Below are 26,916 nucleotides of genomic sequence, written 5' to 3' on the forward strand. Positions count from 1 at the left end.
AACCTCCTTTACGATATAGTTTTACTTTCTCTTTCTCTTTGTTTTTCTTCCTCTGTTGAAGTAGATGAATCAAAGGCATCAAACAAATCAGTAAAGATTGGATTTATTTTTATTACTGCTGAACGACCATATATGTCTTGAAATAGAGCTTCACCTCGATCTAAGTTTTTTAATGTTTCGATGTTATTTCTTGTTTGAGGTAAGTTTAGATAATTCAACATTTCCTCGGCCTCTTTTGTTAATCGAAGTCCAAAACTAAACTTCATTCCCATGTTGGCAACGCTATGACCATGATCAGACGCATTTTGTGATCCTTTAAGTAATGTAGTGTTGTAATAACGGCCTTGACGAACAATGTAATCCATCAATTCTGCTCCCATTGAGTTACGCTCAATCGCACTTGCTTCATCCTGCAAAATGATTTTGTGAACCGACCGATCACCACTATACATATATTGTTTTGTCCAAGCAGTAATCGAAATCATGATTGCTTCTGAAATTTTATGACTGACTCGTAGTGTTTTCGTCTCTAAACCAGGTAAGTTTAAGTTTTGGATCATTAAAACTTGAATAGGATTTTTATGTTGTAACACCCGAAAATCCTGATCTGGTTTTCCAAATAGCAAGAGTGATAATTGATTCCGTTTTAACGTTTCAAGTGTTCCAATCAACTTTTCTAAAACGATATATCTATTGTCAGACATACTTTTCGGTCTGTTTTCAAATAGATCCTTTAGGTAATTCATGGCCTCACCAATACAAGGATCTTTTGTACGTGATGCTTTTTCTACCGCATCACTCAATAAACTATAAGAATCGTCACTGATTTCAATATTCGTCAAATAAGAGAGAATATCCATAGTTATATCTTTAGCTTCCTGCATATTTGTACTTGTCCTAAATGGATCAAGCGAACCAGCATCACGGTCGTCTGAACCTAAAGTCCAAACTTCAATGAACTTTTTATCAATATATGGTAGTCCCTTATTCCATTCTTTCCTGTCACCTTTAGGGTCAATAATTAGAGAACTCGATCCGTTTAAAGTCGATAAATAGACAAACAAGTTCATAAAAAAGGATTTCCCTTTACCAGTCATTCCTGCCACAAGAACCGATAATGAATCAACAACGTTCCCCAATCCTTCATATGCCTTGGCTGCAAGATCTGGCTGAACAAACACAGGCTTTGAGAACTGTGAGGTGTGTCCAATATAAAAGCCCCTGTTGTCGCCTATATTAGTCGTGGCACCGAACATTAACCCTGCTAACACATTTGGGGCAACTTCCATCAAATAATCATTCGTTCTGCGATTGTAAGCGGGTAATGTACCAGATAATAGTTGCAATTGTTCACCATATGGCGCAATTATCTTTAATCCGTATCTTGCTAATTCCTTTCGTAGTATATCTACTCTTGTGCTAAGTTGTTCTTTATTACCAGCCGTTATTTTAAAAATGAACTGACAACTATAAGCTGGAAAACCTGTTTCTTGAAAATAACTTTCCATTTTTATAGCACCTTGCTCGGATACTTGAACAGATAAATCAATATTTTGCTGTCCTTGTAATGCTTCTTTGCGTTGATCTTGGAATTCTAACTTTACGTTACTTAATTTTTTCCTCAACACTTCATTGGGCTGATGGTCAGCTCTAATAGAAATAGTTAAAGGAAAGGGCATCCTTGACTGGATACGATACAGCCATTCCGACCCAGGGTGATACAACACATCTTCCATCTGGCTAATTGTCAGATATTGTACATGTATACTTTCAATTTCCTGTTCATCCGTTATCCTGGAAAGAAGTAATGTTTTAGCATCTAATTCTTCCACATTCACATTTTGTAAATCGAAAAAATCTTTCTTTTGGCAACGTATAGCTTGATGAACGTTTTTATCACTATCCATTCCTTCAATACTTTTCCCTGATTCAAAATCCTTTCTGATATAAATGTCTGAATTATTATTTCGTGTGCTATATGTTTTTTCAATCATATAAACAAGTTCTTCTGTTCCTACCATTTTTACAGGGGAAGAAAAAGAACCACTTAATGTTGCCATGATTACTTTTGCTTGATTTTGATAAGCAATAATCTCACTTTCTAAAATATCTGTTGTTTCCAGCCCAACAGCAGAATAAACAGGTGAATTGAAACCTTGAAAGAACGATTTAATAGTAGATATTGCATTCAAACCAATATTGCTTGATGCATATTTGTTTTTCTCCGGATCTAGTTGAATACCCAAGTAATGATTATATTCACTTGATTCATTCAGTTCTTTTTGGTTTTCAAGAACATTTTTTACCTGTGCCATAAAGGCGATTCCTTGTTTTTGTAACTCATATTTTTTATATTTCATTTCTTTAATGGTGTTATCCAGAATCTTACTTATATCAGTTGGATTAGGAACAACCAAGAAATGCAAATCAAGTCCTGTATTGGTAAGGAAAGCCATTTGCCGTTGAAATGGAACAATCTTTTCGTCATCATCTAAAAAGTCATAACTAAATCCATCAATTTTAAAATAAGCCCATACTGTTTTGTTATGTCCAAAAACTAGATTACTAACAATATGTTTGACAGGAAACTCCAATTTCATTTTTATTGCTCCTTTTACTCATCATAATAATATGAATATTTATCATTTTCTTCACTTCCATCTTCTTTATGTTCGCTATTCTTGCTCATGTCTTTTTGCAGTACCTTCTTTTTCTTGCTAATTATTTTATTGCTTGTCTTACGTTCGGAACCTTTTTTGAATATGCTATTGATTTTTGATTTAAAAAAATATAGCAACACACCAACCCCCAGTAGGATAAATACCATTGCTATAATTACTATGAATGAATTTGATGAAGATTGTTCAGATGTTTGTAGTGGCATTTGTTCTAGGGTTGTATCATCTGTATTGTTATCCCACATGTTAATTCCATTAAAGACCATTAATGAAGCGAAATTTATTGCTTCCTCTTTTTTTCCTAATTGAAAATAAGCATTGGAAATAGCATTTGCTCTCCTTCTATCCATTTTCAATCGTTTAACATCTTTCAGTTTAATTATTTCTTTAAAGTTATTTTCCATTACTGCTATTTCAAAAGCGATTAGTTTGGAATCTGTTTTTAATTCTGTTAGTATTTTTGGTTCACCTTTTTCAATAAATTCATCTACAATTTCCTTGTCGAATTTTTCATCCAAATCCAATGCTTTTTGGGGCTTTCCCGCCTTTAAAAAAGCATTTAACACAATTTGTCTATCACTGTCCGATAAGTCATTAAATATTAACCCATCAAAATGTCCAATCGCTTCATCATATTTACCTAATGAAGCGAGTCTTAACCCAGATACAAAATCCTTTTCAACAATAGTCTTACTCTTGCTAATATCCTGTTCCGGTGATGCTTTTTCATCTGTTGATCCTCCACGTTCTCCAATAAAAAATAAATAGGATAATCCGATGACTGCCATCACAATAACAATGATTGGCAACACTTTTCCTTTTTTCTGATATTCATAATAAATTTCTTCATCATTCAAGTGTTTGTTCTTTTTACCCAATAGTTATGCTCCTTTCTTAAAAAAGAACCATTTCCTTTTATTTTTCCTTTGGGCCTCCAGTTCTCTTTTCTCTTGCAAACGTTCAAAAAACTCATCCGAATTTGTAATCCGATCAATGTATCTTAATGCTTTTTCTTTTTCTTCATCTGCATCTCTAGTTCTCGTTATCAAAAATTCCGATGTTGGCTCAATGACATCTTGGTGTGTGAAATAATTATTGAATGAATAGCTTTTTTCCTTTTGTACTTCTCTACTTCTGAAATACGTGTGTCCTTTTATTTTTCGTATTTGATATTGGACAAAGGATCTAAAAAAACTTAACGGAACTCTATCTTCTGTACCAATGTCTGCTAATAACCATGCTAAGCCAATTGGAATCAACGCCAATATTCCAAATGGCAACCAACTAACTAATTTCCCTATAAATGGAGTAAAATAAATCACAATTTCAATGACTGCGATCACAATGAAGTATAATATAGACTTAAACCTTATCGGTCTACCAAGTGGAAGTCCAAAGACCTGATATAGTTTTCTCTCAAATTTCAAAAATCCATTCAATACATATAAAGGAATATGATTATTGCTATTGATTGTAAAACCCCTCCCATCAGATAAAAGTTGGGGCAAATACAATTTTATCCGCCCCTTTTTTGATTTAACTTTGACCTAATCTCAATTTACTTGAAAACCACTGACCTAAATTAATCAACATATCCGGGTTAACAATAAAGATTGCCAGGAAAGATAATCCAATTAACACCCCTATAAGGGCAATCCAAGCCCGTTTAAACGCTGTTATAATCAATAAAACAAATAACACTAGAAATAGAGCGTACTTAATTTGATCTTGCGCCCAAGAAAAAAATTCAGCTAAACCCAATTCAACTCCTCCTTTCTGTCAATATAAAAAAAGAGGTGTTACCCTCCCTAATTAATGAATTATTATATTTATTCTTCGTCGTTGACCTCGTAATCCTGATTGGAGTCATCATCATTTTCTTCTGACACTAATTCATCTTGATAGTTAAAGTCTTTTGCTTCCTCTACACTTCCTTGATTGTCAGCATCGTCTGATCCTTTTTCTTCAAGGTATTTATCTACTATTTCATTTACAGATTTTTCGTCATTAAGCGATTCTATGACATATCGTTGATCAACTCTTTTAATTACTAAAGTGAATTTGTTTGCGAATTCAAACTTTGTGCTAGGATCTTTAAGAACAACTTCTGAATCAACAATAAATTTGTTGTTGTTATCATCAGCTAAGTAAATTTTTGAATCTTGTATCTTAGAAAACTCCATAGTTCCATTTAACCCATTTTGGTGACGTTCATCTTCCAAAATATAATTTAATTTGTCTTTTCCATCTTTCGTATACGATTCAAAGAATGTTTCTAAAAAGGCCTTTATATTATTTTCAACATAGGTATCTGAAAGTGTATCTAACTTAGATAAATTGTTCTTAACTTGATCATCCATTTTGCTTTCACTTACATAAGTAAATGAAGGCAGCGTATAAACAGCAAACTTGTCAGTGTCTTTGTTATAGTAAATTGGCACACTAATAAACTTTTCATTCACCTTAACGTTATAACCATCTACTACCCTCATTTTTCTTTCTTCTTTTAAAGTTTCCTCAAAGTCCATATGTTTCTTTGATCCCGTATTTTTCGCATCTGTTGGGCTTTTTAGTGTAAATTTGACTTTAAAGATATACCTTGCCAATTTATGATTTATTTCTTGAATATCTTTTAGGACAATATCACGCTTATCAATAGAGGAAGACCATTTTTTGTCAAAAATAATTCCACCTAAATCGTCTATTCCGTCTAAAAAATATCGGTCTAAATCATGAATTCTTCGATCCCTTCCGTAATTGTCTGTTGACCAAGTGAAATACTGATACACAAATTCCTTTGCAAATTCTAATCCTTCATTGTCCATCAATTTACTAGCTTTATTTTCTTCTTTGGCTGGGACGCTACTTACACCGAAGATGTTTACCATCGTCACTAGAAACATGAATAAAAATAAAGTCCAAAAGATAATCATGCCAGTCTTTTTAGCAGTCATACCCCTTGGCTTATTTTTCTTTTCCTTTTTCTTTTCTTCACTTTTTTTACGCTCAGCCTCCGATGTTTTTCTTATTACGTCTATTGACTTTTTAAAGAGTTTTTTTTTCTCTTTTTTCTTTTTCATATTTTAAAACACCCCTTTAGTATGGAGTTATATTCGTTTTGAACTACCAACTAGAATGAAGATAGCAACAATTAACAGTAACGTAGTTATCGTTCCATACTTTACTAGAGAAATATTATATAAATTAACAACGTGCATTTTTAATTCTTCAAACAGCGGCTGTAACCCTGGAAACTCATCCAAAACGACACTACCAACAACCATAATTAACAAAACAAACAAAATGGTTCCTAGAAAAAAACGTAACACCTTAACACCACCCTTCCATAAAAAAATTGGATGGACTTTTTATTCAACGACTGACATATCGAAACCACTCTCTGTTACATACCCTGGGATGCTCCAAATGTTCATTCTTTGTTGTTTAGCACGTTTCTGAGCTTTTTTAAATGCATATAAGTACTTTGTACTCGGCTCATATACATAGGCGATTCTAGCATATCCTTTTTCAAGCATAAGCTCATTAAAATTAACGCCATCTACAAATATATATCCAAGTGTTCGGTCATATTTATCTTTTTCCGGATTACCTCTTTCAAGGGTAACTTTTAGCCCTTGTTTTAAGTATTTTTTAGCAAAATCGCTGGCTTCTTTCCCAAATTTTTGCTCAGGTTCTGTCGGATGAACGCTTTCAGGGGTATCTATTAATAATAGGCGCACCCTTTCTTCCTTTCCATCTGGATTAATGACCATAACAGTATCGCCGTCTATCACCCTAGAAATGATAGCTTCACCTTTTTTTAATGTATTTTTATCAAATGAAGAATCATGAATTGATCCTTCATTTTTAACCCTATCAACAAAATCATGAATTAAACCAAAATCATTAAATCCTAATAAAAGGAATATAACCAAAGTGCTTATGAAAGTAGCAGTTAGACTTTTAACGCCTTATCACCTCATTCAGATTCAAAAAGGCTCCTTGTTTAGCTAAACAAAGAGCCACCAGCAGTTTAAAATCTTAGAAAAGCTACGATTGTTCCTATTTGTCCAACCGAGTCATCAATAATTTCCTTCATCCCGTTTGTGATTGAAGTCGTCATATTAGGAAATGCAACCTGCACAATAAGGATGATTGCTACTAAAGCCACCAAAGCTATGATCATGTTTGTAAGTCCACCTGTCTTTTCACCCATTTACTTAACACCTCCCTTCAAATTGATTGTTGTTACCTTAACTATCAACCGTTTAATACCTTAGAAAAGCTACGATTGTTCCTATTTGTTCAATCGAGCCATCAATAATGTCCCTCATCCCGTTTGTGATTGAAGTCGTCATATCAGGAAATGCAACTTGCACAATAAGGATGATTGCTACTAAAGCCACCAAAGCTATGATCATGTTTGTAAGTCCACCTGTCTTTTCACCCATTCACCTGACACCCCCTTTCAAATCCATTGTTGGTCCCCTAACTATCAACCGCTTAATGCCCTAGAAAAGCTACGATTGCTACTATTTGATCAACCGTGCCATCAATAATGCTCCTCATCCCGTTTGTGATCGAGGTCACCATATAGGAAACGCAACCTGTACAATAAAATGAAACCAACACAATAATCATGCTTGTAGACCGCCTGTTTTTTCACCCCTGCTTGTTCACCCCCCTTCAAAGGAAACTTAATTGATTGCTTAAACATTGATGGATACATCTGTTGCTGTTCGCTGCAAAAAGAAAAGGCTTATCTGCAGCAGAATAAATAAAATTGCATTTATTCCGACCGCAATAAAGCCCATAGTTAAAAATTGGGTATATAATTCTTTGGCGAAAAATACAAATACTAAAGGTATGGCAGCTGCCATACCCATCATCATGAATACCTTCATTTTCATAAACTTCTTTCTGCGATACAATTCATCTCGTTTTACAATTTCAAAGTTGATACTCTCATTGGCCTTTGTAAATAACTCTTTCGCCGCACCCCCTTTATCGTATTTAATCTTTAATATCTGATGAAAAATATTAAGAGAAGTAAATCGGTATTTGTCAAAATATGTTGTATCCAACACCGCTTTTTCCTGTAATCCAATCATTGTTTTTTCAATGTCTTTCTTAATTGCTTCATCAAGGTTTCTCTTGGCAAAGTTTAGTGATTGTAAAACGTTATATCCTGATTGTAAGTAAAACACCATAGATGTTGTGTATTTTTGTAATTCCTTTAACAAATGTTGTTCCCTTTTTAGTTTCTCCGGCAAATACACTGAATGATGAAAGCCAAACAGCATGGCGAAAAAACCTAGAACAACACTCATTGTGATGTTTTGCGTAACCAAATAAAGGTACACCACTGATCCAGCCAATATTAAAAACATGAATAACACTATTTTGGCTACAGAAAACAATTCCATCACCGATTTCATTAATTTTTTCATTTCTCATCACGCCTTTCCAAAAAGACTTTTGGAACTAAATGAACAAGCCCTTTATACATCAGGTTAGAAATGGATTCCTCCGATAAAGGATTTGTTTTAATTACTTCCGTGTATTGATTTGCCCGTTTGTCAAAATCTTTCTCAATTTTATAGAGTGGCGTATACTCAACACCCCTCACGGAAAAATTTGTGAACTCAACAATTTCGCGAATAAACCGTTTTATACCATCTTCTGTGTATTCCATTGTTAAATGGATTCCAATTTTCAATGTGTTAACAATATCTTGACCTAAAAGAATTTCATTTACATGAAAGCGTTGACCGACCATAGACAATAAACGACTCGGTATTGCTCCTGCCCCTTTTGCGTGTATCGTTGTTATAATAGCATGATCTGTCAATGCTGACTCCAACATATCATAGGCTTCCGACCCCCTCGTTTCTGCAATAATCAACCAATCAGGGTTATTACGAAGTCCTTCCTTAATCAGATCATGATAAGTAATTTGATTTTCTCTTGACGATTCTATAAGGGTTCGCCAACTGTTTATATCCTTTTCTGGATAAAGCTCCTTAATATGCGAATCCATTGTATCTTCAATCAATGTGATTTTTTTAGAGTTATCAATGTGACCTGCAAGTAGCTTTTGAAATTCGGTTTTACCTGAACCTGTTCTTCCTGCAATAATGAGATTAAATTCAGCTTGAATTAAAACTGAAAGAAGTTTGGCAACATCATCATTTGCAAAGTCGGCCAAATCCGTTGTTACAAGCTTGGGTTTAGATACTCTAATCGAGAACGTACAACCAGATGGACTTACAGAATCATGAATAAAGTTAACCCTAAAATATGCAAGTTCGGTATTCAACAATGGTTGGCTGTTTGTCCATTCTTTTCCTTGTATATCCGCAATTTTTTTACCCAAGTGGAATACGTCATCAAAATTAGGCTGCTCCTTGGGTTTATATCTCCCGATTGAATTATCCTGAATTCTTAAATCCGTTCCGTTAAAAGAAATATCTGTTATGTTTTCATCATCTAAATATTCACTTAAAAAACTGTTTCTTAACAGTCTTTCGATGAGTCTTTCTTCTTCTGACTTTCGTTCTCCGGTTTGTGATGTTTTCACACGATCTATTTTTATTACCTCCTTATCGGACCCTATTTATAAAGGCAATTCTTTAAAATAAGCAACAAACAAAATGACTGTAAAGGAAATAATATAACCAATAGCGTAAAGTAAAACAGGATTTGCGTGTTTATCCACTGCCATTGCCTTATATTCGATAATTTCATTCATCTTATTCTCTTGTAATTCCTTTACCGTACGTTCTAATTCCTTTAAATCATCTTTATTAATTCCTTCTTCATTAAATTGATGAATCATATTCATTATCATATGCGCCTCCGGTGAACCAATGAAATCCCCAAATTCAACAAAAGCATCATAATCCTGTACATTAACGGCATCCATCTTTTTAACTAATTCAATCAATTCCGATCGCAGTGGATCTTCCATATAAGGAATCGTTGCCTTTAATGTTTGATAGACGTTTCCTTGTGTTCCGATTAATGCAACAAAATATCGTAAGAACATAGGAAACATATGTTGTTTGATTAAATCATCACGACTTTTCATTCGTATAAGTTCCAAATACGGCAATTTATAACCAAATATAACAATAAACGGTGCCACAACAACTACCCATACATTAAAATAAAGCATTAATAACAATATGCTTAAAATAATCATCACCAAGGTTGTTAAAATTCTTCTCTTTATAAATGCTTTATTGGATATTCGATAGTAATCCAGATAAACATCCCTACTTTTTTCTGTTAAAAATTCCATCATCTTTTATCACTCCTTTCTTATCTCCGTTTTAATATCCGAACTGTGTTTGACGTTTTAAATCCGTTTTTTTCGTAAGTAACTTTTATTGTCTCTCCCACTTCCTGCCCAGGTAAATTAGCACCAGCTTCTGCAAATGCATTTATTAATTCTATTGATACTTCCCTTTCTTCATTAATCCGGTAAATTGTGTTAATTCCTTTTTCCTTCAGCCGTTTTCCTGCTTCACTTACCTTTAAAGTAATACCGCCCTCTGACTTAATAAGCTGTTGCATTTCAGTGGAAGCCGTAAGCACATTACTACTGTCCACCTGATTCGTAAATGTTGTAAAAAGAAATGGAATAAAAAAAAGCGCAAAGATTAACAGCATACTCATGAATCCAACTTTCTCACCCATTAATTGTCACCTCCTGTCAAGGCATCAATTTCAATTCTCTCTTTCGAAACTGTTTCAACTTCTCCCTTTTTATTTAGCAATTCAACTTTAAATTGCACACTTTTTATATCATCATTGTTGACGGTAGCCCTTCCATTATCATCTAAAAACACATAACTAATTTTGGTATTATGATCATGTTTTTTCTGTGATTCGGCCACTTTTAATAATAAATTGGGTACAACAGCCTTTTTATCCATGCTTCCATTTAAAGAAACCCTTGCATCACCAACACTTACTGTTGATAAATTAAAATTAATTTCCTGTGTCGAAGTTTTGTTCGTTTGGTTCTTAACACTAATCAAGGAAATAAAGACGATTACCACAGCAAAAAATATAATGATAACTAGATATTTGATCCAGTTCATGCTCAATTCACCTCTTTTCAATAAAAAAAATTGAACCACTTAATGAAGTGGCACAATTCCATTTACTGCATCATATATTTCATCATCATCTGTTGCCCTGAATGAATGAATTTCTCCTTCCTTGTTCTCCTCAATTTCCTTTAATTGATCCATTTGTGACTGTGTTAACGTAATCGTGTTTTCATACTGAACATTATCCAATACGGAAGTAGCTTGCTCAACAAAGTAAGGATCATCATTCACATCCCCAAACAAATAATGCTCGAACTCTAAGTCTTGTATTAAATGAACTGTAATATCGCTCAACCCTAATTTACCCACCACAACATTATCATCATATTTTATACCTGGCCTCTGCCCCCCTTTTAAGTCAATGTTTAAATAATAACGAGAACCATCACTTGGGATTGTCACAACCGTATCTGTTTCGTCAAACGTCTTGTTGGTATAGTCTTCATACTCTTGCCTGGCAAAAGCATTAATTCGGTTCGTGCTCGTTTCATAATAAGGGAGACTAAAGATAAAACCAGTCTTTTTTGTTACAAAGAAATTGTCCTCCGATAAAAACGTAGCACTTTTTTGTCCCAGTTTCATCCTCAACGGAATAGCGTATTTCCCATAATCGCTAAACGGTGTATTATTCTTGTATTTTTCTTGCAAGTTTTTATCTAAATCACTTGGGAAAAAGTATTTATCCCCATCAATCACATAAAAGTAATTATTAAAATCTGATTTATACTTGATTATTTCAGAAATATCCTTCCACAGTTGCGTATCAAGTTTAGTATCTTTCCGATCAACTTTAAATTCCTCTTTATTTTTATTCGTTATACGTTCACGCTCCGTTATAATATCTTCACGCCCTACCAATAACGAAATATTTACTGGACTCTGTTTATCAAATATGAACGTTTCTCCATGTTGGTGATCCATCTTCAACTTTAAAGAATCTACTGATTGACCTATTTTAATTACCTTACTTTCACTTGACTTGATTTGAATGGTTTCGGTTGAGTCCGTATTACTTTGATGTATCCAAACATCACTGCCTTTCCCATCAATTTTACCTCTGTACCAAACATTGTCACCTACTGATTCTGTTTTATTTACATGGAACTTCTTACCTTTGTAACCTGAAAGATTATGAACATGCTGCTTATCCCATCCCCAAGCTCTTGTGTATGATTTACCTTTCCCATCTACAGTAAGGATCTTCTTTTTCGTATCCATTCCATAATGTGTATACGTGGTTAAATCTAGTTCATTTACCCATCCAATCGCTTCTTGTTCAAAGGTACCGTCTGCTTTATTGGAAATACGATAGTACACATCATTGCCTTTTATTGCTTGTTCCTTAATAAAATAAGTATACCCAAATTTGTCGCCTGCTTTTGTTCCGTTTTTATCCGTGGGATTATTATAAATGATCGCATCTTTATTATTAATTCTTCCTAACCGACTAGTCGTTGAATGTGTGAACGTTCCCTCGGTATCGGAGAGCTTGAATGTTTGTCCGTACGGCTTTTTCCACGCCGGTACAATTTCATCCTGTTGCCACTCATAGCAATAATCTCTACCATCATTATCCACACACTTATATTTAATTTCATAATAGTTCGTGTACTCATACTTGAAATCATATTCCATATCTGAATTCTTCACAAGTGAAGGATTTACTAATAAAGCTATCGGACTTTCCCTTTTTTCCGTATGATCTCCTAGCTTCAATTTATGTTGCACATTTCTTATAGCATAGTGTGTTCCTGTAGGTGTAAAGTTATTAATCCCATGCAGCATGCTTTCTGCGTTTTGGCTTTCTTTAGCTAGTTCCCAGCTTGCCATACCCTTTGCATGCCCATGTGTATTTTTTCCTTCACCATCTTCAACCACACGCGTCGGATCAGGTAAAATCACTTTATAATAAAATTTAATGGTAGTATCACCGGTGATTTTTTGTTTTTTTGTTTGATCACTTCTATGTGGACTTGCAATATATTGATATCCATTTTTATCTTCATAGGTTCCTTTAGTTTTCGGTGCAAAAGTATAGGCATTTCCAATGGTTTTTTCTATTGTTTCTTGTTCCAAAATCGTATTTGTTTTTGCATCAATATGCTGTATGGTTACATCTGCTTTAGTTCGTTTCCATGATAATGTTGCGATACTACCTCCAAACTCCCAATACATGGAGTTTGCATACCTTGTCTTATTTTTATCATGCGAACTTTTTACCCCATGCCAAACGGAAACCCCGGAATTTTCATCTTGACTAACCCATTTATAAATTTTGTTTTCAGTAAAATATCCCCTATTTAAGCCGCTTTCAGCACTTCTCGGTTTTGTTCTCCGAATAACATCGCTTGTTGTCATTCTCATATTTCCTAAATCACTACCACTCTTTAATATTAGCCTTCCGTCATTCCAATTAATACCTTCATGTTCATATGGTAGCACCAATTCATCATATATAAGTTTTTGATCTCTTTTATACCCTTTCACTGCTTTAATAATGTAAAATCTCCACTCTTCATTACCATTTTTAAACAAATCATTTAATGGAATGTATGCACGAAATCCAGCCCATTTATATTCCATGTTACATTGATCACTGTATTTTTGAAACGCTCCAGAACCAGTGTTAGGACATTTATTATTAATTGCACCGGAATTTGACCTCTTTGAATACTCTAAGTCTTTACCTGCGTTTAGGTTTGTTAGTCGTGCCTTATAGATTTTTCTTTCTTTCGTTTTTGTATTTATCATCCCTATATAAGTTGCGGTATTATGTTTATCATGGTGATAATAACCCTCATTAACGGCCCATCCATCAAACGAAAAAAACTTTTCACCTCCAGATGGAACAACCCGCCATCCTTTTTTAAAATCGTTATTTGTTTTTCCTTGATATACGTCATACCCCAGTTTATTCCCTTTATTTGGATTATAAATGCTTCTTGGATATTTATGGCCTCTCGTTATTTTCCCTTTTTGCCAAGCTTTTTTAACTTTCGAATCTACATCTCTTGCGCTAGTTTTAGATCCGGCTTGTTTGCTACTTGGTCTATACCCACCATCCCCCCATGAAGCATTCCCATCACGTAATCCAATGGAAGTATGGGCATTTGCGCTCGCTTCCTGACCATCCAATAAAAAAACTAGCCCAGCTAAAATAACCATTAAGATCCCAACGTATTTCCGTAATCGTTGTTGCATTTGTTTTACTCCTTCCTTTTCGTCCAATAAATAAGGACTAATCCGATTGGTGGATTAGTCCTTCATATGTAATATTTACGTTGTTTCTTTTTTGCGTTTATAATAGAAATATGCACCGATACTTAACAGCAAACCGATAACAATTACTATAATGTACATAATTGTATTTCCTGAATTTGCACCATCATCTTTATCAGCTGCTAAAACCAGTTCATCCTTTTGTTTTGCCTTCTCTTTTTCATCAAGTAGGTTTTCATCCTTCTTCTGGAAACCCAACTTTTCTGCTTCCTTTTTCGTTACGTTGTGCTTAATATCTTTTCCATTTTTATCTTTCACTACTGCGACTAGCTTATCTCCCTCTTTTTTTACTTGGGCATCCCTTTCCTTTAATTCAGTAATCGTAAGTAATGTATCATTATCATTATTTTTGTCTGTTGATCTTTTCACACCGCTTTTATTTCCCTTGTTAGACTTGCTTTGTTTCTTTTGTGACTCTTTCTTTGATGGTGATACAGTATTATTTTTCGATTGATTATCTGGTTTAGTTATCATATTTTTAGGCTGTTCTGGTTTTGTTGACTGCTTTGGCGTTTTAGTTTTCGATTTTTTTTGTTTTGCTTTTTTTGTTGTCTTTGAATCAGACTTATTCCTTACCTGCTTAGGATTATTTTTCGGTTTTGAATCAGTCTTCGGTTTTTTTTCTTTCGGTTTCGGATTTACCGACTTTGGTTTTGGTGTTGGTTTTGGTGTTGGCTTCGGTTCTGGCTTCGGTTCTGGTTTAGGATTAGCCTTTTGTTTTTTCGGAATAACAGTTACATACAAATCATGATCTCTATCCAACATTGGAAGTCGTACAACTTCCCCGTTTGAAACATTTTTGCTAACAGGCCCAGTAATGAAAGGAATACCATCCGGATCGACTAACCCATACGTATCACCGCAAACCCCTGTCGCCTGAGCAAAGTTGTTATTTACATGCTTATTCGCATCAATTGTGATTGAGCACTTTCCAATGTCCTCAGCACTGGCCGATCCACTCGGTAAAATCATGTTTCCTACCAATCCCAATGATAAAATACCCATCAACATTTTCTTAAACACAATTATCCTCTCCCCTTTTTTTGTCTGTTCTATTTCTTAATTCTTCAGATTCCACAACTATGTGAACCGTTGTTGCCTTTTTATATATTAGTAAAAAATTATATAAGGCTAGATTAGAACCAAATACAATATTGATAACCAATGGAAAGGAACTTGCTTGCCCGTATAGATCTTCATTCACCAAATAAGGTAATGAAATGAATATTAGCATAACGCTTGCTACCAGTATCACTAGTCGTTGAAATATACTCATTTTCCGTCACCCCCAAATCTGTTAAATAAATAGAGTGCCATTTTGTTATGACTGAGTGTTGCCGAAAATGCTAGTAATAGGATAACTGGTCTGAACAAGAGATTATAAACTCCTACGGAAAATAAAAACATTATTAGTTCCCAAAATGTCAACAGAATGGCATTTCGTGGTGAAATATAAAACAAACCAAAACCGCCAAACAATAATGCTAAAACGATGGAAAGAAACATAGATTTCTTTTTCGGTATTTCACCTGTGTTATTGTGTTTCCTTACCATCACTTTTTGATTAAATGCATCATATCCTTTCCTTGTTAGAAAACCTACTATAAAGCCAAACGCTGTATTGCCCGCCAAGTCTCTACTTGTCTTTCCCAATTTTTTTACCCCCTTTGATTACTATGTCTTTCAAGGTGCTTCAATCATACAACCAAGAATAACGTAAATCAGTATATTGTGTTAAAACGGGGTCAAAACCACAATATATTGTTTTCTTGTCATTGCTATCGTTTTATATTATGTGTGAAAAATTATGTAAAAATGGCAGATTGCGTATAACACACTCTGCCTTAATCAGTCATCCCAAACATATCAAGCACGGAATCTATACTGTTTTCAATGCTTTGGTCTATTTTTTTCTGTTCTTCATCTTCGCCCTTTTTATCTTTAATAACCATTCCCTTATCAATTTTTTCAACCAAAGATTGATGGTTTTTCGTTTGTTGTTCCTTTATACCTTGTAATTCGCTTAATATGTTATAAATAAGTTTATTTTCCTGCTGACTTCGTTTTTCCTTTTCCATTTGCGCCAGGGCAAACTTTAATAATCTTCGTATCGTCTCACTTTCTGTTTCCTTTGAGGATTGAATAAAATCACATATATCCTTATCACCATTTGTTAAACGAAAAGAATACCGTTTTTTCCAGGTATCATTCGACATAAGACCTCACCAGATTAAATTTTCTTTTTCCTAATCGTAAATAGCCAATCGTATTTGCAAACTGACTTTCGGATATAATCTCTAACCGATTGTCAAAATGGGGCTGGATGAATTGCTCAAACAATATCCCTCCGCCACCTGCTAGAAATATAGCATCAAACAAATCAGCTTCATCTACCCATACTACTTTTAAACGATCTGATATATTGGTCGCAATAGATTTTTTGCTTGATTCGATTGCATCATTAAAATTAATTCGTTTTCCTTTATAGGTAATAAAACCATTTTTTAATATGCGTGACATATGAAATTCGTTTAAATCTGCCCCACCTGTTTCCCTCTTATAAAACTGTTTAATATCTTGATATAAGTTAATCGCACCTTCATCTATCGTTCCTGACAATTTCACCTTTGGAACAAAAGAGCTGTCCTCTTGCATTTCAACAACAATATAATCGGTTGTCCGGAAACCAATATCAATAAGGGCAATCAAATTTCCGATATTCATCAAATGCGGATATGTAAATTTTCCTTCATGATTAATTAAAGCCGAAAACACCGCACTCGCCCCTTGTGGAAAAACCAACGCTTGATTGACATTAATTCGAAGGGTTTCACCTTTTAACTCGCCGGATTTCCATTCTACCAACGGCTGCAAACCTAAGATAGACTGTTGAAACTCTTTCCTTTGCGCCTGATAAAAGTCCAATGGCAACCCTGTTGAAACATTGACCTGATCCATCTTCCCTTCTGTCACAATTTGAATAGCTGTATTCAAAAGTATTTTTGTATATAAATGTTCGAAACGTTCCTGCTCAAATATGCGTGATACTGTTCTGGATTCTTTTTCCGCTAATGTTCCAACAAAATAATCCTCTTGATCATAACTGATGAATATATTGGAAATATCATTCTTTTTATCACCAAACATTCCAGCAACGCCAAGGTCATAGCCTTTACCTACCAAAGACGGGAAAATAACTCGTTTACCTGAGGTTGAAGCAATCGCCTTTACAAAACCATAGCCCAAATCAACCGCAACATGCTCAATATTATTTGACACGTTTAATCGCCACCTTTATTTAATACTGTTAATACACTTGTACCTAGACATGATTTTTTGGAATTAAGCCAGAAGAAGCTGCGTACAACTAGCTGATATCATTAATCTTTTCACTGTTAATCATTTGATTTTACCTTTTTCCAAACCTTAAACATATCTTCAAATTGCTTTTGCCAATATGGCCGTAATTTGCCATTAAAATTACTGGGATTCTTGTTTTTTCTGTATTTGTTAACTTTATATTTAAAAACCGCCTTTTCTATTTGAATCAATCCTTTCTCTAAAGCAGACTAGGAACTATCACAACAAATAGTCCCACAAGCAATAATGCCTTTGATGTACTATCAATTAACTTGAATTGTGACGGGTGAATTCTAATGCCCACTGATTTTTTGGATGGATATAGGAATTTTACTGTACCAGTAAGCATATCCCCGGCAACATGTGCTAACAGACCAACTAAAGTCGCTAACCAGATCCACTTTTGTGTAAACGGATATAAAATAGCACTCAATATTACTGCAAATAATAATGAGTGCGTAAGTGTACGGTGACCGAATATTTTATTTACTGGTAGCGATATAGGAAAAATAACTTTTCCAAACTTAGATTTTGGTTCATCCAAATCAGGTATTACTCCTGCAATACTACCAACAGCTGCACCTTTCCAATCACCACCAGTTGCTAAATAACCTGCGAGAACACCCGACAATGCGTGTGTTGACCATTCCATTAAAACACCTCCTTAAACTGTCCAAATATAATTACCAATGGCAATCATTATAATGATTGCCATTGGGGTAATAGAAAGTACAAACTTTGTTTTGTTTTTAAATTTAATGACCCAATTATTTGCTATGAAAACACTAAAACAAGCAATAAGAACGTAGATCCCATTAAGAAATAAATGAACCACATATGGAATTATCCCTAAAAGAGCAACCGCATAAGCTAGGGTAATTAAGATACGCTTTGGATGTTTTACTTTAAACGCATCCCACACAACATTAAAACCGGTAGGAACTAATATAAGAAAAATGTAATATACAATAAATGCTAATGTCATTTTCATATAGGCATTTAACCCAATATCCAGAGCCCAATCAAATGTCCAGAGCATGAATTTCACGATAAAAGGCAACACCAAAAGAAAAAGGAGTGTTTGAGCAGCTATTGTATTAAATGCAACCTTCACCATACGATTTCCTCTTTAATATTTTTAATAAAATTACGCTCAATATACGAATAGGCCTCCCTGTAACTGGTCATAATAAGCTGTTTTGATAATTCTTTTACCGCATGCTCAATAGTAAAAACGGTAATAGTCCACTTATCCTTTTCTTTTCGATCAACGTGAATTTCAGCATTGCCTGTTCTAAACACAGCGTTATATAACATTTCCTATCCCCTTTTCTTATCAATTCCCTACCACATTTTCTACAAGTCCATTGGTCTTTCCAATATTTCTAATGAAAAAGGAGTCCGTACCAGCAGGAACATCTTTCTGCAACAGACTCTCTTTTTAGGTTTATATTCTTTTCCTTTTAGGGTGTAGATCGCTTACCATGTGAACCATTTTTCTAGTTTCAAATAATCACTCCATTATTCAGTACAAATCGGATATTTCCCTTCTACCCTAATAAGATACCGTTTTGGATAACATCCTTGTAAACAATGCTGTTTTGCCTTATCTTCTATTTCAACATCCGAAAAAAACAGTCACAAATACCAAATCTGGAAGCAGCAACACATGGTAATATCCATTTAATCCATCAAACAAATTCCTCCTTTCGCTGTTCATTTTAGTTATATATCAGCATTTAGATAAAAGGTAACCGTGCACAGTAATTACATCAGATTTTTGTTTTTGTATCTTGAAAACAAAAAATCGGGCTGGTCAGCAATAGGTAGACAGCATGTGCCATCACCTTTTTCGTTTGCTTGAAAAATACAAGAAGATATATACAAATCAGCTGAATCAACCGCAATAACGAGAAAGGGAGGGAACTCGAAATTGGTTGATCCAGCTAATTTATATACATCTGTAATCGGACCTTCAAAATGGAGCAAGACTACCACTTAACGCATTTTGCCGGCCCGATATAAAAATGTATTGCGCTTGATAAAGGTTTTGCATGTATTTCAAGATGTAACTCTGCACCCTATCCTAAGTCTGTCCAGCCCCATTTCCACTTTTTAAGTCTTTTGCTCTACCATTTTTGTAAATTGTTTTGATGAATTAAATATTTTATAATGGTCTTTGATCGCTGGATGTAGATAACGAAAACCTTAGAAAACGCACCACACATCATCCTGTAAATATATGACCATCAAAGCAGTATTAATTACGAAGTTGCATCTTACATAATTAACACTTGCTCGGCTTTGGCATTATGTAATGCGTTCATTAAATCGTTCATTAAATCGTTCACTTTTACACCATTTGAATGGTACCTTCCCTTTACTATTTTCTTCCAGGTAAAGCAATTCTTTGGATAGTTGATAAAACCTGTCTTTATCATGATTATCCAATGCTTGATCAATCAGTTGTTTAATATCGACTTTTTGCTTTTGCAAGATAGATTGTATCAAAAACTGTTCAGCAAGTTTACTTTCTTTTTCACCAATATGATAATCCAACGGAATAAAAGGATTTTCTTCTAAAACATTGATATATTCAATGGTTTGATTAACGTTTTTAAAATTTAATTCAATATATAACGGTTGGCCATGATCCGAACGAAGATCATCAAATACTTTTTCAGCATTTGTATGAATGGTATTACCATCAAAATATTTAAAAGGTAATTCTTTTGAATTTGTTGTTGATATGAATATTCCTCTTGGACAGAATCGAACATCTTGGACAAAGTGAACATTAGATAACAATTCTTGGTGATTTAAAATATAGTTTAGTATCCAAACAGACTGACGGATTTTTAATGTATGATTATCTAAAAACCATTTTAAAAAAACTTTTTTATCTGCTGTCTCAATCATGGATTTTAGCCCCTTCCTTTTACTTTTTTATGATAGAAAAATTTGAAATTCCAGCTGTATATATAAGAGTGAGATAGGGCGACATAGCCCTAAGTTCTAAAAAAGTTATTGTATCAACATTTAAGCTTATTTAGGGTGTGTTAAAATTTACATACATGTATATAAAAATTTACACACCCCCTTTTCACACTTTTCCGGTCTAAATAGGTGTGTAAAATTTTACATACCCTAACTAGATAAAACTGAAAATGTTGATTTACAAACGCTTTATGGTGTGTTATTTTTTAACACTTTTTCTTCAACTTTAAATATGTTTTCCTTTGGTACAGTTTCCCAAATGTTTCGCCTGCTTTTTTCCAAACCTTCCAATCTAATAAAATGTTGTTTTTTTCTAATTTATCATATTTGCTTACAAGCATGGTTAAGGCCCCATCAATTTTGTTTTTGTCTCCTGCATAAAAGAGTTCCGGATTGACGAATAAAGCACGTGTACTAACATTTCGGTTATGCTCTAATATTTCATCGACATTTACGAATTCAAACAATATCCCTTTTTTTATTAAGGATTGGATTGTTTTACTGACTCCTGAGCGTTCCTTTCCTAAGTATTTTGCAATTTCCGATATAGTCATAAATTGACCGGAGTTCCTGTCAGAAATCGCATTAACGTTGAATTCTATCAATGATTGTACAGATACTAAAAAAGTCAATTCACTGGCTGTCAGGTATTTTTTACGAATAACAATGTCCCAATTATCATTAATCGTTTGTGTGAAATTGGCATTGTTTTTATCCTTTTTCTTATAAAGTCCATAACCTAAGCTATTAGCTTTTTCTTCAACTTGATTCACTACATTTAAGTCGATCAGAGTTTCTTGCTGTATGCTCTCATCTCGCTTTCTAGCATTTGATTCAGCCTGCTGCATTCGTTTTTGTAACAATGTATTCATAATATATCTCTCCCCAAAAAAAATAGTACTCCTTGTACCAGAGTGCTATACTGTTCCCTCATTGTTCCGGAAGTGTTCACGCTTTATAGGCTTCACGTTGCTTGTTTGCAAGGACAATGCAATATTTGATACATATTTATATGCTTATCTAAGAAGGGCATAGCTTCGCCATCCCGAGAACCTGTCATTTTTGAAAGTTTCTGGGCTTACTGGTTCATATTCAAATAAGTATTTTAAATAAGCTTTGTTCAATAACTAAAACCATATCTTCTAGACTGTAAATATCCTGTTGAAGGTCGTCTTGTTGCACTTGATCGTTTACGCTAGTGTTATGATTTAAAACAAAACAATATCTCTTTCACAAGATCATCTTCCGTGACAAAGCAAAGTGTCTTTTTTCCTAATAAATACAATTCAAAACAAACTTGATACAGGCTGCTATTCGATCTGATGTTGGTGAGATTCCCATTTTCGGGAATTACATCAACTGTCAGAAAGCCTACCCCATCTGTTTCAGTTACCCTATATGGGTTTTGCAGTGTGCCTCGTACATTTTCCGAACCGTATTTTTTATAAAGTTTTAATGTTACATTTGGTGTTATACCGTATGCTGGTAATTGTGCAAAGATTTCCTTTATACCGAGTTTATCAGCAACCTCGATAGCTTGTTTTCCATTCGCCTTTAATTAAACCGGATGATAGAAATGCTGTAACTTGATCTATTGAATTGACCGTTCCTATCCCTTCACCTGTTACTGTTGCCCATTATTTAGGATGTGTTTTCCATTCGCCTTTGATTGTTAATTCGTCTTCTTCTCTACACCATACATGCTTCCTGAAACTATTATTTCCTCATGATGTTCAGTTTGGAATACACTAATCAAAAAATTATTTGATTGGAAAATGATTTGCGTTACTTTTCGAGTATACTCATCCATTATTCTAGAGTCTCTTCATTAGTAAAATGATCCAAACGGTGCAGGAAATTCTTTTTGTTTAACCTTTGTCCGATACATTGTAATTCCTCATTTGTATAGAGTTTTTCTAAATAGTGCAATGGCATAGACACTATTTCGGCACTCCGTTTTACAAAGGCTTTCACCTTATGAAGGACAGGTTTATTTTCAAGCAAGGTTTTTATCTTTTCTACAACACTTACATTTATATCATCAATTCGATCCAATAATTTGTTTTGCCATTCTTTCGTTGTTTCTTTTTGGTTCAATTCTGTCAGTGACTTAGCTTGCACTTCATCGATTGTTTCTTCATCCGTTTGTTTTCCAAAGTTAATTTCTGCTTCTGGTAAAGTAATTTCTTCTAAATTATTGATAAAACAACGCATTTCTTCCTCTGGAATTGGGGTAGTACTCAATATTTTATTTACAAATGGTACATTCTTAATTAAATGCCATATATTCTTAGGCAAGTATGTAGAGTTATGCTCCAATTCAACAAGTATATATCCACTCATAACGTTATGTAAGGACTTGGAAGTTTTTTTAATGGTCGTCATCTCATTTTCAAGTTGACGAATTTGTTGACGATATACGCTTTTTTTATTCTCATATTCCGGAGAGTTGTATCGCTCTATTGCTTCAAGTTGTAAGCGCAAATTAGTGATCGCGGAACGATAACGATCTTTTATCAAGTGGCTAGAAATATCACCTTCATTAATCTCTGCCTTTGTATCAATAGTATTTGTCTGGCTATTGATAAATTCCGTATAAGTTTCAAGTGCATAGATTCCTTTAACAAGAAACTCATTTGCTTGCCCAAATACGTGCTTCAACATTTCTTTCGCTTTAATTTCCAAACCCGTTCTTACTTGAATAGCAAACACAGCAACCATATTTTAATCTCTCCCTTTTAAAATTGGTGATTATGTATTTCTCCGAAATATTTATCCAAAAACGTTGACATCTTACTTGCTTGAAACGACCATGACTGCCCATTGTTTTTTGGATAATAAACAAAACCGCCATTTTTCACATCCAAAATATTTCTGAATTGTGTTGGATATAAAATGTTTTGCTTGATCCAATCACGTTTGTGATTAATTCGTACCTCTAGTTCTGCCATGTTCCACCAAATCCCGCTTAAGTAAGACTGTTTGAGTAGTTCTAAATCGGATTTTTCAATTAAAATAAGAACTTGCATTGATTCATTTTCAATTTTTTTCTGTACTGACATCACTGAACCCTCACCTTTGTTATTAGTAAAGAAACGAAAAACTGCTAGTAGATAATATGTTGTTTCCAAATAGAAACAATTAGTGTAAAAAAAAGGGAAGGAAAACTTTTACCCCCAAAATAGTGATTGCAGTTATTATACACCAACATAATAATAGATCGCAAGACTTAGTTGTCGAAATAGAAACAATTCAAAGGAACTTTCATCCCCAAATAGTAGTCATAGTCATATACATCATGATGCTATAGTTTGCAAAACATGTTAAATCGGGAATTCGTATGATTTATGTTGCTTATTTGAAACAAAGTGCTAAAAAAAATAATCATCCATATCAATTTCAAGGTGATCACAAATCTTGATGATATGGCTTACATAAAAATCAAACCCAATGGTACCATTTAGTATGTAATCCAATCTTGTATCACTCACCCCGATTAGTGCAGCGATTTCTTCATTCACACCTTTTTCGTTTAGTAGCTTTTTTAATTTAGGAAACCCTGAATCAGTAACCACCAACGAAAGCACCCCCTCCTGTTGCTTGAATATTCCAATTAAACGATGATTGCTATAATTAATGAATATGGTACAAGTGTAATATAACAAAAAAAATAAATCAACTGAAATTAATGGTTCTTTTTTCCTATTTTAGTTCAAAATACCCTATTTTGTTGTCGTAATGGGAACAAATTGAATGATTATGAACATTAAAGTTGCTATATGGAAACACATAATGTATACTAATAAACAAACAACTCAACGTAACTCAACGCAACTCTGCGTAACTGAACAACTAAATTATTAAGCTAACAGATTAAATCATTATCCAATGAAAATGTTGATATAAAGGAGGGGATTTTTTGAATGGATTTTCAAGGAATTTAAAAAAGATTAGGAAAGAAAGAAATTTGACTATGGATGAATTAGTGGAACAAATAAATAAAAAATTTAATATAAACTTTAACAAAAGTATGATTTCAAAATGGGAAAATGGTTATGATGCGTCTTTTACATCTGTTCGATATTTAACATTATTTTTTGGTGTATCCATTAACGAGTTGTTAGGTTTTGATGATGATAAGAAGAAAAAAATAATTGCCCAAGAAGAAGGCAAAATCCCAATTATGGAAAGTATTTCACCAAAGGAGCCACTATTACGAAAAGAACATATAATTAGCTATGCACCTGCACCACCACTACTTAATGTTAATGAAAAAGGAATATCTAAGCTATTTTATATGGTGATAAGCGACGATAGCATGGATAGAGAATTTCCCGAAGGATGTTTAGCTTTAATTAGAACAAATGAAATTGTTCAGGATGGAGATTACGCAGTTGTCTTGATTGGCAGCAAAGATAAGGTTATTTTGACTAAGGTTAAGATTGAAGAGGATATATTGACACTTATACCTAACAGTAATAACCCTAAATATCTTCCGCAAATAATAAATATGGTTGAGAATGACGTACAAATCATCGGTAAGGTAATCGGGTCATATAGAAGTAATTACTAGATAAAAAAACAAAAATAGGGTAGAGAAACAAAAACTATATCATATCATTTTCTTGTAGCCACTTTAGAATATCATTTTCTAGGGGTTTTTCTTTTGTCTGATATGTAGCATAGTTTTTTTCAAATTCTAAGAAATTTAACCAGTCTTTCATAATTTTTGCCGTTTTCTCTTTTTCCCATTCTTCCCTAGTACGAAAGGGTATTATTTTTACCATATACCATACGTCCAATCTAAAAGTTTTATAGTGATTATACCATACTTTTCTAAAAGAGAAAAAGAAACTCACCATTAAGAGTGACCGGTTCACTTCTGAAAGAGAAAACATAAATAGACACTTCAATTTAATTAGAGATACAAATAAATAATTTGTATCTCTATTTTTATTGGTATGACGGGATTTAGCCGATATTATCACTTGAATAAGTGTAAAAAATAACTGCCCAATTAGCAGAGGTACATTGATCCTATGTACTGCTGTCGCACTAAAAATGTATGCTAATCCCTATAATATTTCCAATGTTATACTTAATGCGATTTATATCATATTCAATTATTCCACCAACGATTTTATATTAGAAATGTTAGGAAAGCGATCTTTTTATGTTAATATAATGGTATTGAAGGTTGGTTTGCTCTGTTCAACAATCGGGCCAGATTGTTGCATTGTTAAGTAAAGGTTAGATTCTAATTATTTATTTAGAGTCTAATCTAATTTTTTGTTTATTTTGTATAAGTTTACTTTACTTTCGCATAAAAATATTTTACTATGAAAGTGTAGCTTAAAAGGAAGGTGCTGACCTTGAAAGATAAATTTGAGGATTACATTGAAAATAAAGTTTATGAACATAGGGTTTTAAAAAGAATGACGCAAAAAGACTTGGCAGACGCTGTTGGCGTGTCTAAGCAAACCATATTTGTTATGGAAAAAAACAATTACTCTCCGTCTCTTATTTTAGCTTTTAGAATAGCCAATTTTTTTAATGTAGATGTCAACGATATTTTTACTTATGTGAAGGGAAGTGATGAAAATGAATGATGATTCTATCACAGGGAAAATAACAAATACAATTTTTGAACCCTTAAAAATTTGGGCAGAAGAATCAAATAGTAATTGGAACATGCTTATTGGTATTGGTTTTGTATTACTTGTAGTCGGGATCATTATGCTGTTTGTTTATACTTTGAAGATGGGAAAAGGTGATGAAAGAACAGGTCAAATATATTTAAATAATGCCGTGATTATATTATTTGTAATAATTTTATGCGATGTAATTTTCCCGAAAGAATATATGTGGCAAATTTTCTTCTTGTTTAAATATGCTATTGCATTCATTGCTTCAGGAATATATTTAACTGTTCGATACAAAAAAGATTTTTCCTAGCTAAAGAAAAGATAGATGTTCTAAAGTTACACAATCGGGCGCAATTCTTGAATAAAGATCCGCGCCCAATACTAAAGAATTGGGTCATTTTGCTAAATAAGAGGTGAATAGTATGGAGATCGAAACTGCTAGTGATTGGCTAAAGAATAAGGGGCTATCTAATGCGGATATTGATTTTGTTGAAACGATATTGACCTTCACATCTACTGCTAAGGAAAAGAATAATAAACTAGATGAAATTAATATAACACTTCATATGTCTTTTCCCGATAAGAAGGCAAAGATTCATCCCAATATAACACTTTCGCAGCTCAAGAAAATACTACAAGATAATGGGATAGATGTTGATGTAACTGAAATGCTTTCTAGATATAGAGAACAAGGTCTATGCTCGGATTTATGTAATCAAATATTAGAAGGTCAGTTGTACCATTAACGGGCGCGTTTGCGGTGCGAAATGTTCTTAGTTCAAATGGAGGATGGTCACATCACTCCAGTAAAGACTAGGCAATTCCAACTTATGGAAT

General features: G+C 33.7%; 33 protein-coding genes. 4 read left to right on the top strand and 29 right to left on the bottom strand.

Annotated elements, in window-relative coordinates; translation table 11 throughout:
* Window positions 1-8: 8 nt before the first annotated feature.
* The 28 genes from WMZ97_RS16400 to WMZ97_RS16530 form a co-directional block, all read right to left on the bottom strand.
* Window positions 9-2,600, bottom strand: coding sequence for an ATP-binding protein (locus WMZ97_RS16400; RefSeq protein ID WP_343273171.1), 2,592 nt, complete (start codon window positions 2,598-2,600; stop codon window positions 9-11).
* Between the two features lie 14 nt (window positions 2,601-2,614).
* Window positions 2,615-3,556 carry a hypothetical protein gene (locus WMZ97_RS16405; protein WP_343273172.1) on the bottom strand — a complete coding sequence of 314 codons (942 nt, stop codon included), beginning with the start codon at window positions 3,554-3,556 and terminating at the stop codon, window positions 2,615-2,617.
* 3 nt (window positions 3,557-3,559) lie between these two features.
* Window positions 3,560-4,192, bottom strand: coding sequence for a TcpE family conjugal transfer membrane protein (locus WMZ97_RS16410; protein ID WP_343273173.1), 633 nt, complete (start codon window positions 4,190-4,192; stop codon window positions 3,560-3,562).
* A gap of 22 nt (window positions 4,193-4,214) precedes the next feature.
* Entirely contained in the window at window positions 4,215-4,439 is a 225-nt protein-coding gene (locus WMZ97_RS16415) for a hypothetical protein (RefSeq protein WP_343273174.1), read from the bottom strand.
* 68 nt (window positions 4,440-4,507) lie between these two features.
* Entirely contained in the window at window positions 4,508-5,758 is a 1,251-nt protein-coding gene (locus WMZ97_RS16420; RefSeq protein ID WP_343273175.1) for a conjugal transfer protein, read from the bottom strand.
* 27 nt (window positions 5,759-5,785) lie between these two features.
* On the bottom strand, window positions 5,786-6,007 hold the full coding sequence (locus tag WMZ97_RS16425; protein ID WP_343273176.1) for a hypothetical protein: 222 nt from the start codon (window positions 6,005-6,007) through the stop codon (window positions 5,786-5,788).
* A 39-nt stretch (window positions 6,008-6,046) separates the two neighbouring features.
* Entirely contained in the window at window positions 6,047-6,613 is a 567-nt protein-coding gene (locus WMZ97_RS16430) for a thermonuclease family protein (protein WP_343273177.1), read from the bottom strand.
* 98 nt (window positions 6,614-6,711) lie between these two features.
* Entirely contained in the window at window positions 6,712-6,894 is a 183-nt protein-coding gene (locus tag WMZ97_RS16435) for a hypothetical protein (protein ID WP_343273178.1), read from the bottom strand.
* Between the two features lie 52 nt (window positions 6,895-6,946).
* Window positions 6,947-7,129 carry a hypothetical protein gene (locus tag WMZ97_RS16440; protein ID WP_343273179.1) on the bottom strand — a complete coding sequence of 61 codons (183 nt, stop codon included), beginning with the start codon at window positions 7,127-7,129 and terminating at the stop codon, window positions 6,947-6,949.
* A 258-nt stretch (window positions 7,130-7,387) separates the two neighbouring features.
* Window positions 7,388-8,128 (bottom strand): hypothetical protein, encoded by a 741-nt coding sequence (locus WMZ97_RS16445; protein ID WP_343273180.1) that lies wholly within the window; start codon window positions 8,126-8,128, stop codon window positions 7,388-7,390.
* Complete coding sequence (locus tag WMZ97_RS16450) at window positions 8,125-9,258, bottom strand: CpaF/VirB11 family protein (RefSeq protein WP_343273181.1); 1,134 nt, start codon at window positions 9,256-9,258, stop codon at window positions 8,125-8,127. Before WMZ97_RS16450 ends, WMZ97_RS16445 begins: the two co-directional genes overlap by 4 nt.
* A 36-nt stretch (window positions 9,259-9,294) precedes the next feature.
* Window positions 9,295-9,984, bottom strand: coding sequence for a type II secretion system F family protein (locus WMZ97_RS16455; RefSeq protein WP_343273182.1), 690 nt, complete (start codon window positions 9,982-9,984; stop codon window positions 9,295-9,297).
* Window positions 9,985-10,001: 17 nt separating this feature from the next.
* Complete coding sequence (locus WMZ97_RS16460) at window positions 10,002-10,379, bottom strand: hypothetical protein (protein ID WP_343273183.1); 378 nt, start codon at window positions 10,377-10,379, stop codon at window positions 10,002-10,004.
* Complete coding sequence (locus tag WMZ97_RS16465; protein WP_343273184.1) at window positions 10,379-10,786, bottom strand: hypothetical protein; 408 nt, start codon at window positions 10,784-10,786, stop codon at window positions 10,379-10,381. The genes WMZ97_RS16460 and WMZ97_RS16465 overlap by 1 nt, the downstream gene beginning before the upstream one ends.
* 39 nt (window positions 10,787-10,825) lie before the next feature.
* Window positions 10,826-13,999, bottom strand: a complete 3,174-nt coding sequence (locus WMZ97_RS16470) for a hypothetical protein (protein ID WP_343273185.1) — start codon at window positions 13,997-13,999, stop codon at window positions 10,826-10,828.
* Window positions 14,000-14,074: 75 nt separating this feature from the next.
* Window positions 14,075-15,100 carry an LPXTG cell wall anchor domain-containing protein gene (locus tag WMZ97_RS16475; RefSeq protein WP_343273186.1) on the bottom strand — a complete coding sequence of 342 codons (1,026 nt, stop codon included), beginning with the start codon at window positions 15,098-15,100 and terminating at the stop codon, window positions 14,075-14,077.
* Between the two features lie 249 nt (window positions 15,101-15,349).
* Window positions 15,350-15,730: a hypothetical protein gene (locus WMZ97_RS16480; protein WP_343273187.1), complete on the bottom strand. Its 381-nt coding sequence runs from the start codon at window positions 15,728-15,730 to the stop codon at window positions 15,350-15,352.
* A 191-nt stretch (window positions 15,731-15,921) separates the two neighbouring features.
* Window positions 15,922-16,293 (bottom strand): hypothetical protein, encoded by a 372-nt coding sequence (locus WMZ97_RS16485; protein ID WP_343273188.1) that lies wholly within the window; start codon window positions 16,291-16,293, stop codon window positions 15,922-15,924.
* Window positions 16,283-17,356, bottom strand: a complete 1,074-nt coding sequence (locus WMZ97_RS16490) for a ParM/StbA family protein (RefSeq protein ID WP_343273189.1) — start codon at window positions 17,354-17,356, stop codon at window positions 16,283-16,285. Before WMZ97_RS16490 ends, WMZ97_RS16485 begins: the two co-directional genes overlap by 11 nt.
* Before the next feature lie 280 nt (window positions 17,357-17,636).
* Complete coding sequence (locus WMZ97_RS16495) at window positions 17,637-18,089, bottom strand: metal-dependent hydrolase (RefSeq protein ID WP_343273190.1); 453 nt, start codon at window positions 18,087-18,089, stop codon at window positions 17,637-17,639.
* 12 nt (window positions 18,090-18,101) lie between these two features.
* Complete coding sequence (locus WMZ97_RS16500) at window positions 18,102-18,554, bottom strand: hypothetical protein (RefSeq protein WP_343273191.1); 453 nt, start codon at window positions 18,552-18,554, stop codon at window positions 18,102-18,104.
* Entirely contained in the window at window positions 18,548-18,754 is a 207-nt protein-coding gene (locus WMZ97_RS16505) for a hypothetical protein (RefSeq protein ID WP_343273192.1), read from the bottom strand. Before WMZ97_RS16505 ends, WMZ97_RS16500 begins: the two co-directional genes overlap by 7 nt.
* Before the next feature lie 993 nt (window positions 18,755-19,747).
* Window positions 19,748-20,356: a ReoY family proteolytic degradation factor gene (locus WMZ97_RS16510; protein WP_343273193.1), complete on the bottom strand. Its 609-nt coding sequence runs from the start codon at window positions 20,354-20,356 to the stop codon at window positions 19,748-19,750.
* Between the two features lie 284 nt (window positions 20,357-20,640).
* Window positions 20,641-21,306 (bottom strand): MarR family transcriptional regulator, encoded by a 666-nt coding sequence (locus WMZ97_RS16515; protein ID WP_343273194.1) that lies wholly within the window; start codon window positions 21,304-21,306, stop codon window positions 20,641-20,643.
* 329 nt (window positions 21,307-21,635) lie between these two features.
* Window positions 21,636-21,968 (bottom strand): helix-hairpin-helix domain-containing protein, encoded by a 333-nt coding sequence (locus WMZ97_RS21965; RefSeq protein ID WP_405027705.1) that lies wholly within the window; start codon window positions 21,966-21,968, stop codon window positions 21,636-21,638.
* A gap of 275 nt (window positions 21,969-22,243) precedes the next feature.
* Entirely contained in the window at window positions 22,244-23,155 is a 912-nt protein-coding gene (locus WMZ97_RS16520) for a transcription termination/antitermination NusG family protein (protein ID WP_343273195.1), read from the bottom strand.
* Between the two features lie 17 nt (window positions 23,156-23,172).
* Window positions 23,173-23,496: a DUF771 domain-containing protein gene (locus tag WMZ97_RS16525; protein ID WP_343273196.1), complete on the bottom strand. Its 324-nt coding sequence runs from the start codon at window positions 23,494-23,496 to the stop codon at window positions 23,173-23,175.
* 309 nt (window positions 23,497-23,805) lie between these two features.
* A complete protein-coding gene (locus WMZ97_RS16530; RefSeq protein WP_343273197.1) occupies window positions 23,806-24,012 on the bottom strand; it encodes a helix-turn-helix domain-containing protein in 207 nt (68 codons plus the stop codon).
* 341 nt (window positions 24,013-24,353) lie between these two features.
* Between WMZ97_RS16530 and WMZ97_RS16535 the strand changes: the two genes are divergently transcribed.
* Window positions 24,354-25,007: a helix-turn-helix domain-containing protein gene (locus tag WMZ97_RS16535; RefSeq protein WP_343273198.1), complete on the top strand. Its 654-nt coding sequence runs from the start codon at window positions 24,354-24,356 to the stop codon at window positions 25,005-25,007.
* Window positions 25,008-25,041: 34 nt separating this feature from the next.
* On the opposite strand, the gene WMZ97_RS16540 is transcribed toward WMZ97_RS16535, so the two are convergent.
* Complete coding sequence (locus WMZ97_RS16540; protein WP_343273199.1) at window positions 25,042-25,221, bottom strand: hypothetical protein; 180 nt, start codon at window positions 25,219-25,221, stop codon at window positions 25,042-25,044.
* A 585-nt stretch (window positions 25,222-25,806) separates the two neighbouring features.
* On the opposite strand from WMZ97_RS16540, the gene WMZ97_RS16545 reads away from it, so the two are divergent.
* From WMZ97_RS16545 to WMZ97_RS16555, 3 genes are all read left to right on the top strand, one after another.
* Window positions 25,807-26,043: a helix-turn-helix transcriptional regulator gene (locus WMZ97_RS16545; protein WP_343273200.1), complete on the top strand. Its 237-nt coding sequence runs from the start codon at window positions 25,807-25,809 to the stop codon at window positions 26,041-26,043.
* Entirely contained in the window at window positions 26,030-26,389 is a 360-nt protein-coding gene (locus tag WMZ97_RS16550) for a DUF2178 domain-containing protein (protein WP_343273201.1), read from the top strand. Before WMZ97_RS16545 ends, WMZ97_RS16550 begins: the two co-directional genes overlap by 14 nt.
* 112 nt (window positions 26,390-26,501) lie before the next feature.
* Complete coding sequence (locus tag WMZ97_RS16555) at window positions 26,502-26,825, top strand: hypothetical protein (protein WP_343273202.1); 324 nt, start codon at window positions 26,502-26,504, stop codon at window positions 26,823-26,825.
* The last annotated feature ends 91 nt before the right edge of the window (window positions 26,826-26,916 follow it).

The organism is Lentibacillus songyuanensis, from assembly GCF_039548255.1.
Classification (GTDB): domain Bacteria; phylum Bacillota; class Bacilli; order Bacillales; family Amphibacillaceae; genus Lentibacillus_C; species Lentibacillus_C songyuanensis.

Excerpts from the sequence above, each read along its gene's own strand:
- WMZ97_RS16400 (WP_343273171.1), bottom strand. The coding sequence starts at position 2,600 with ATGAAATTGGAGTTTCCTGTCAAACATATTGTTAGTAATCTAGTTTTT.
- WMZ97_RS16420 (WP_343273175.1), bottom strand. The coding sequence starts at position 5,758 with ATGAAAAAGAAAAAAGAGAAAAAAAAACTCTTTAAAAAGTCAATAGAC.
- WMZ97_RS16435 (WP_343273178.1), bottom strand. The coding sequence starts at position 6,894 with ATGGGTGAAAAGACAGGTGGACTTACAAACATGATCATAGCTTTGGTG.
- WMZ97_RS16440 (WP_343273179.1), bottom strand. The coding sequence starts at position 7,129 with ATGGGTGAAAAGACAGGTGGACTTACAAACATGATCATAGCTTTGGTG.
- WMZ97_RS16445 (WP_343273180.1), bottom strand. The coding sequence starts at position 8,128 with ATGAAAAAATTAATGAAATCGGTGATGGAATTGTTTTCTGTAGCCAAA.
- WMZ97_RS16455 (WP_343273182.1), bottom strand. The coding sequence starts at position 9,984 with ATGATGGAATTTTTAACAGAAAAAAGTAGGGATGTTTATCTGGATTAC.
- WMZ97_RS16460 (WP_343273183.1), bottom strand. The coding sequence starts at position 10,379 with ATGGGTGAGAAAGTTGGATTCATGAGTATGCTGTTAATCTTTGCGCTT.
- WMZ97_RS16465 (WP_343273184.1), bottom strand. The coding sequence starts at position 10,786 with ATGAACTGGATCAAATATCTAGTTATCATTATATTTTTTGCTGTGGTA.
- WMZ97_RS16470 (WP_343273185.1), bottom strand. The coding sequence starts at position 13,999 with ATGCAACAACGATTACGGAAATACGTTGGGATCTTAATGGTTATTTTA.
- WMZ97_RS16485 (WP_343273188.1), bottom strand. The coding sequence starts at position 16,293 with ATGTCGAATGATACCTGGAAAAAACGGTATTCTTTTCGTTTAACAAAT.
- WMZ97_RS16495 (WP_343273190.1), bottom strand. The coding sequence starts at position 18,089 with ATGGAATGGTCAACACACGCATTGTCGGGTGTTCTCGCAGGTTATTTA.
- WMZ97_RS16500 (WP_343273191.1), bottom strand. The coding sequence starts at position 18,554 with ATGGTGAAGGTTGCATTTAATACAATAGCTGCTCAAACACTCCTTTTT.
- WMZ97_RS16505 (WP_343273192.1), bottom strand. The coding sequence starts at position 18,754 with ATGTTATATAACGCTGTGTTTAGAACAGGCAATGCTGAAATTCACGTT.
- WMZ97_RS16510 (WP_343273193.1), bottom strand. The coding sequence starts at position 20,356 with ATGATTGAGACAGCAGATAAAAAAGTTTTTTTAAAATGGTTTTTAGAT.
- WMZ97_RS16515 (WP_343273194.1), bottom strand. The coding sequence starts at position 21,306 with ATGAATACATTGTTACAAAAACGAATGCAGCAGGCTGAATCAAATGCT.
- WMZ97_RS16520 (WP_343273195.1), bottom strand. The coding sequence starts at position 23,155 with ATGGTTGCTGTGTTTGCTATTCAAGTAAGAACGGGTTTGGAAATTAAA.
- WMZ97_RS16525 (WP_343273196.1), bottom strand. The coding sequence starts at position 23,496 with ATGTCAGTACAGAAAAAAATTGAAAATGAATCAATGCAAGTTCTTATT.
- WMZ97_RS16540 (WP_343273199.1), bottom strand. The coding sequence starts at position 25,221 with ATGGTAAAAATAATACCCTTTCGTACTAGGGAAGAATGGGAAAAAGAG.
- WMZ97_RS16550 (WP_343273201.1), top strand. The coding sequence starts at position 26,030 with ATGAAAATGAATGATGATTCTATCACAGGGAAAATAACAAATACAATT.
- WMZ97_RS16555 (WP_343273202.1), top strand. The coding sequence starts at position 26,502 with ATGGAGATCGAAACTGCTAGTGATTGGCTAAAGAATAAGGGGCTATCT.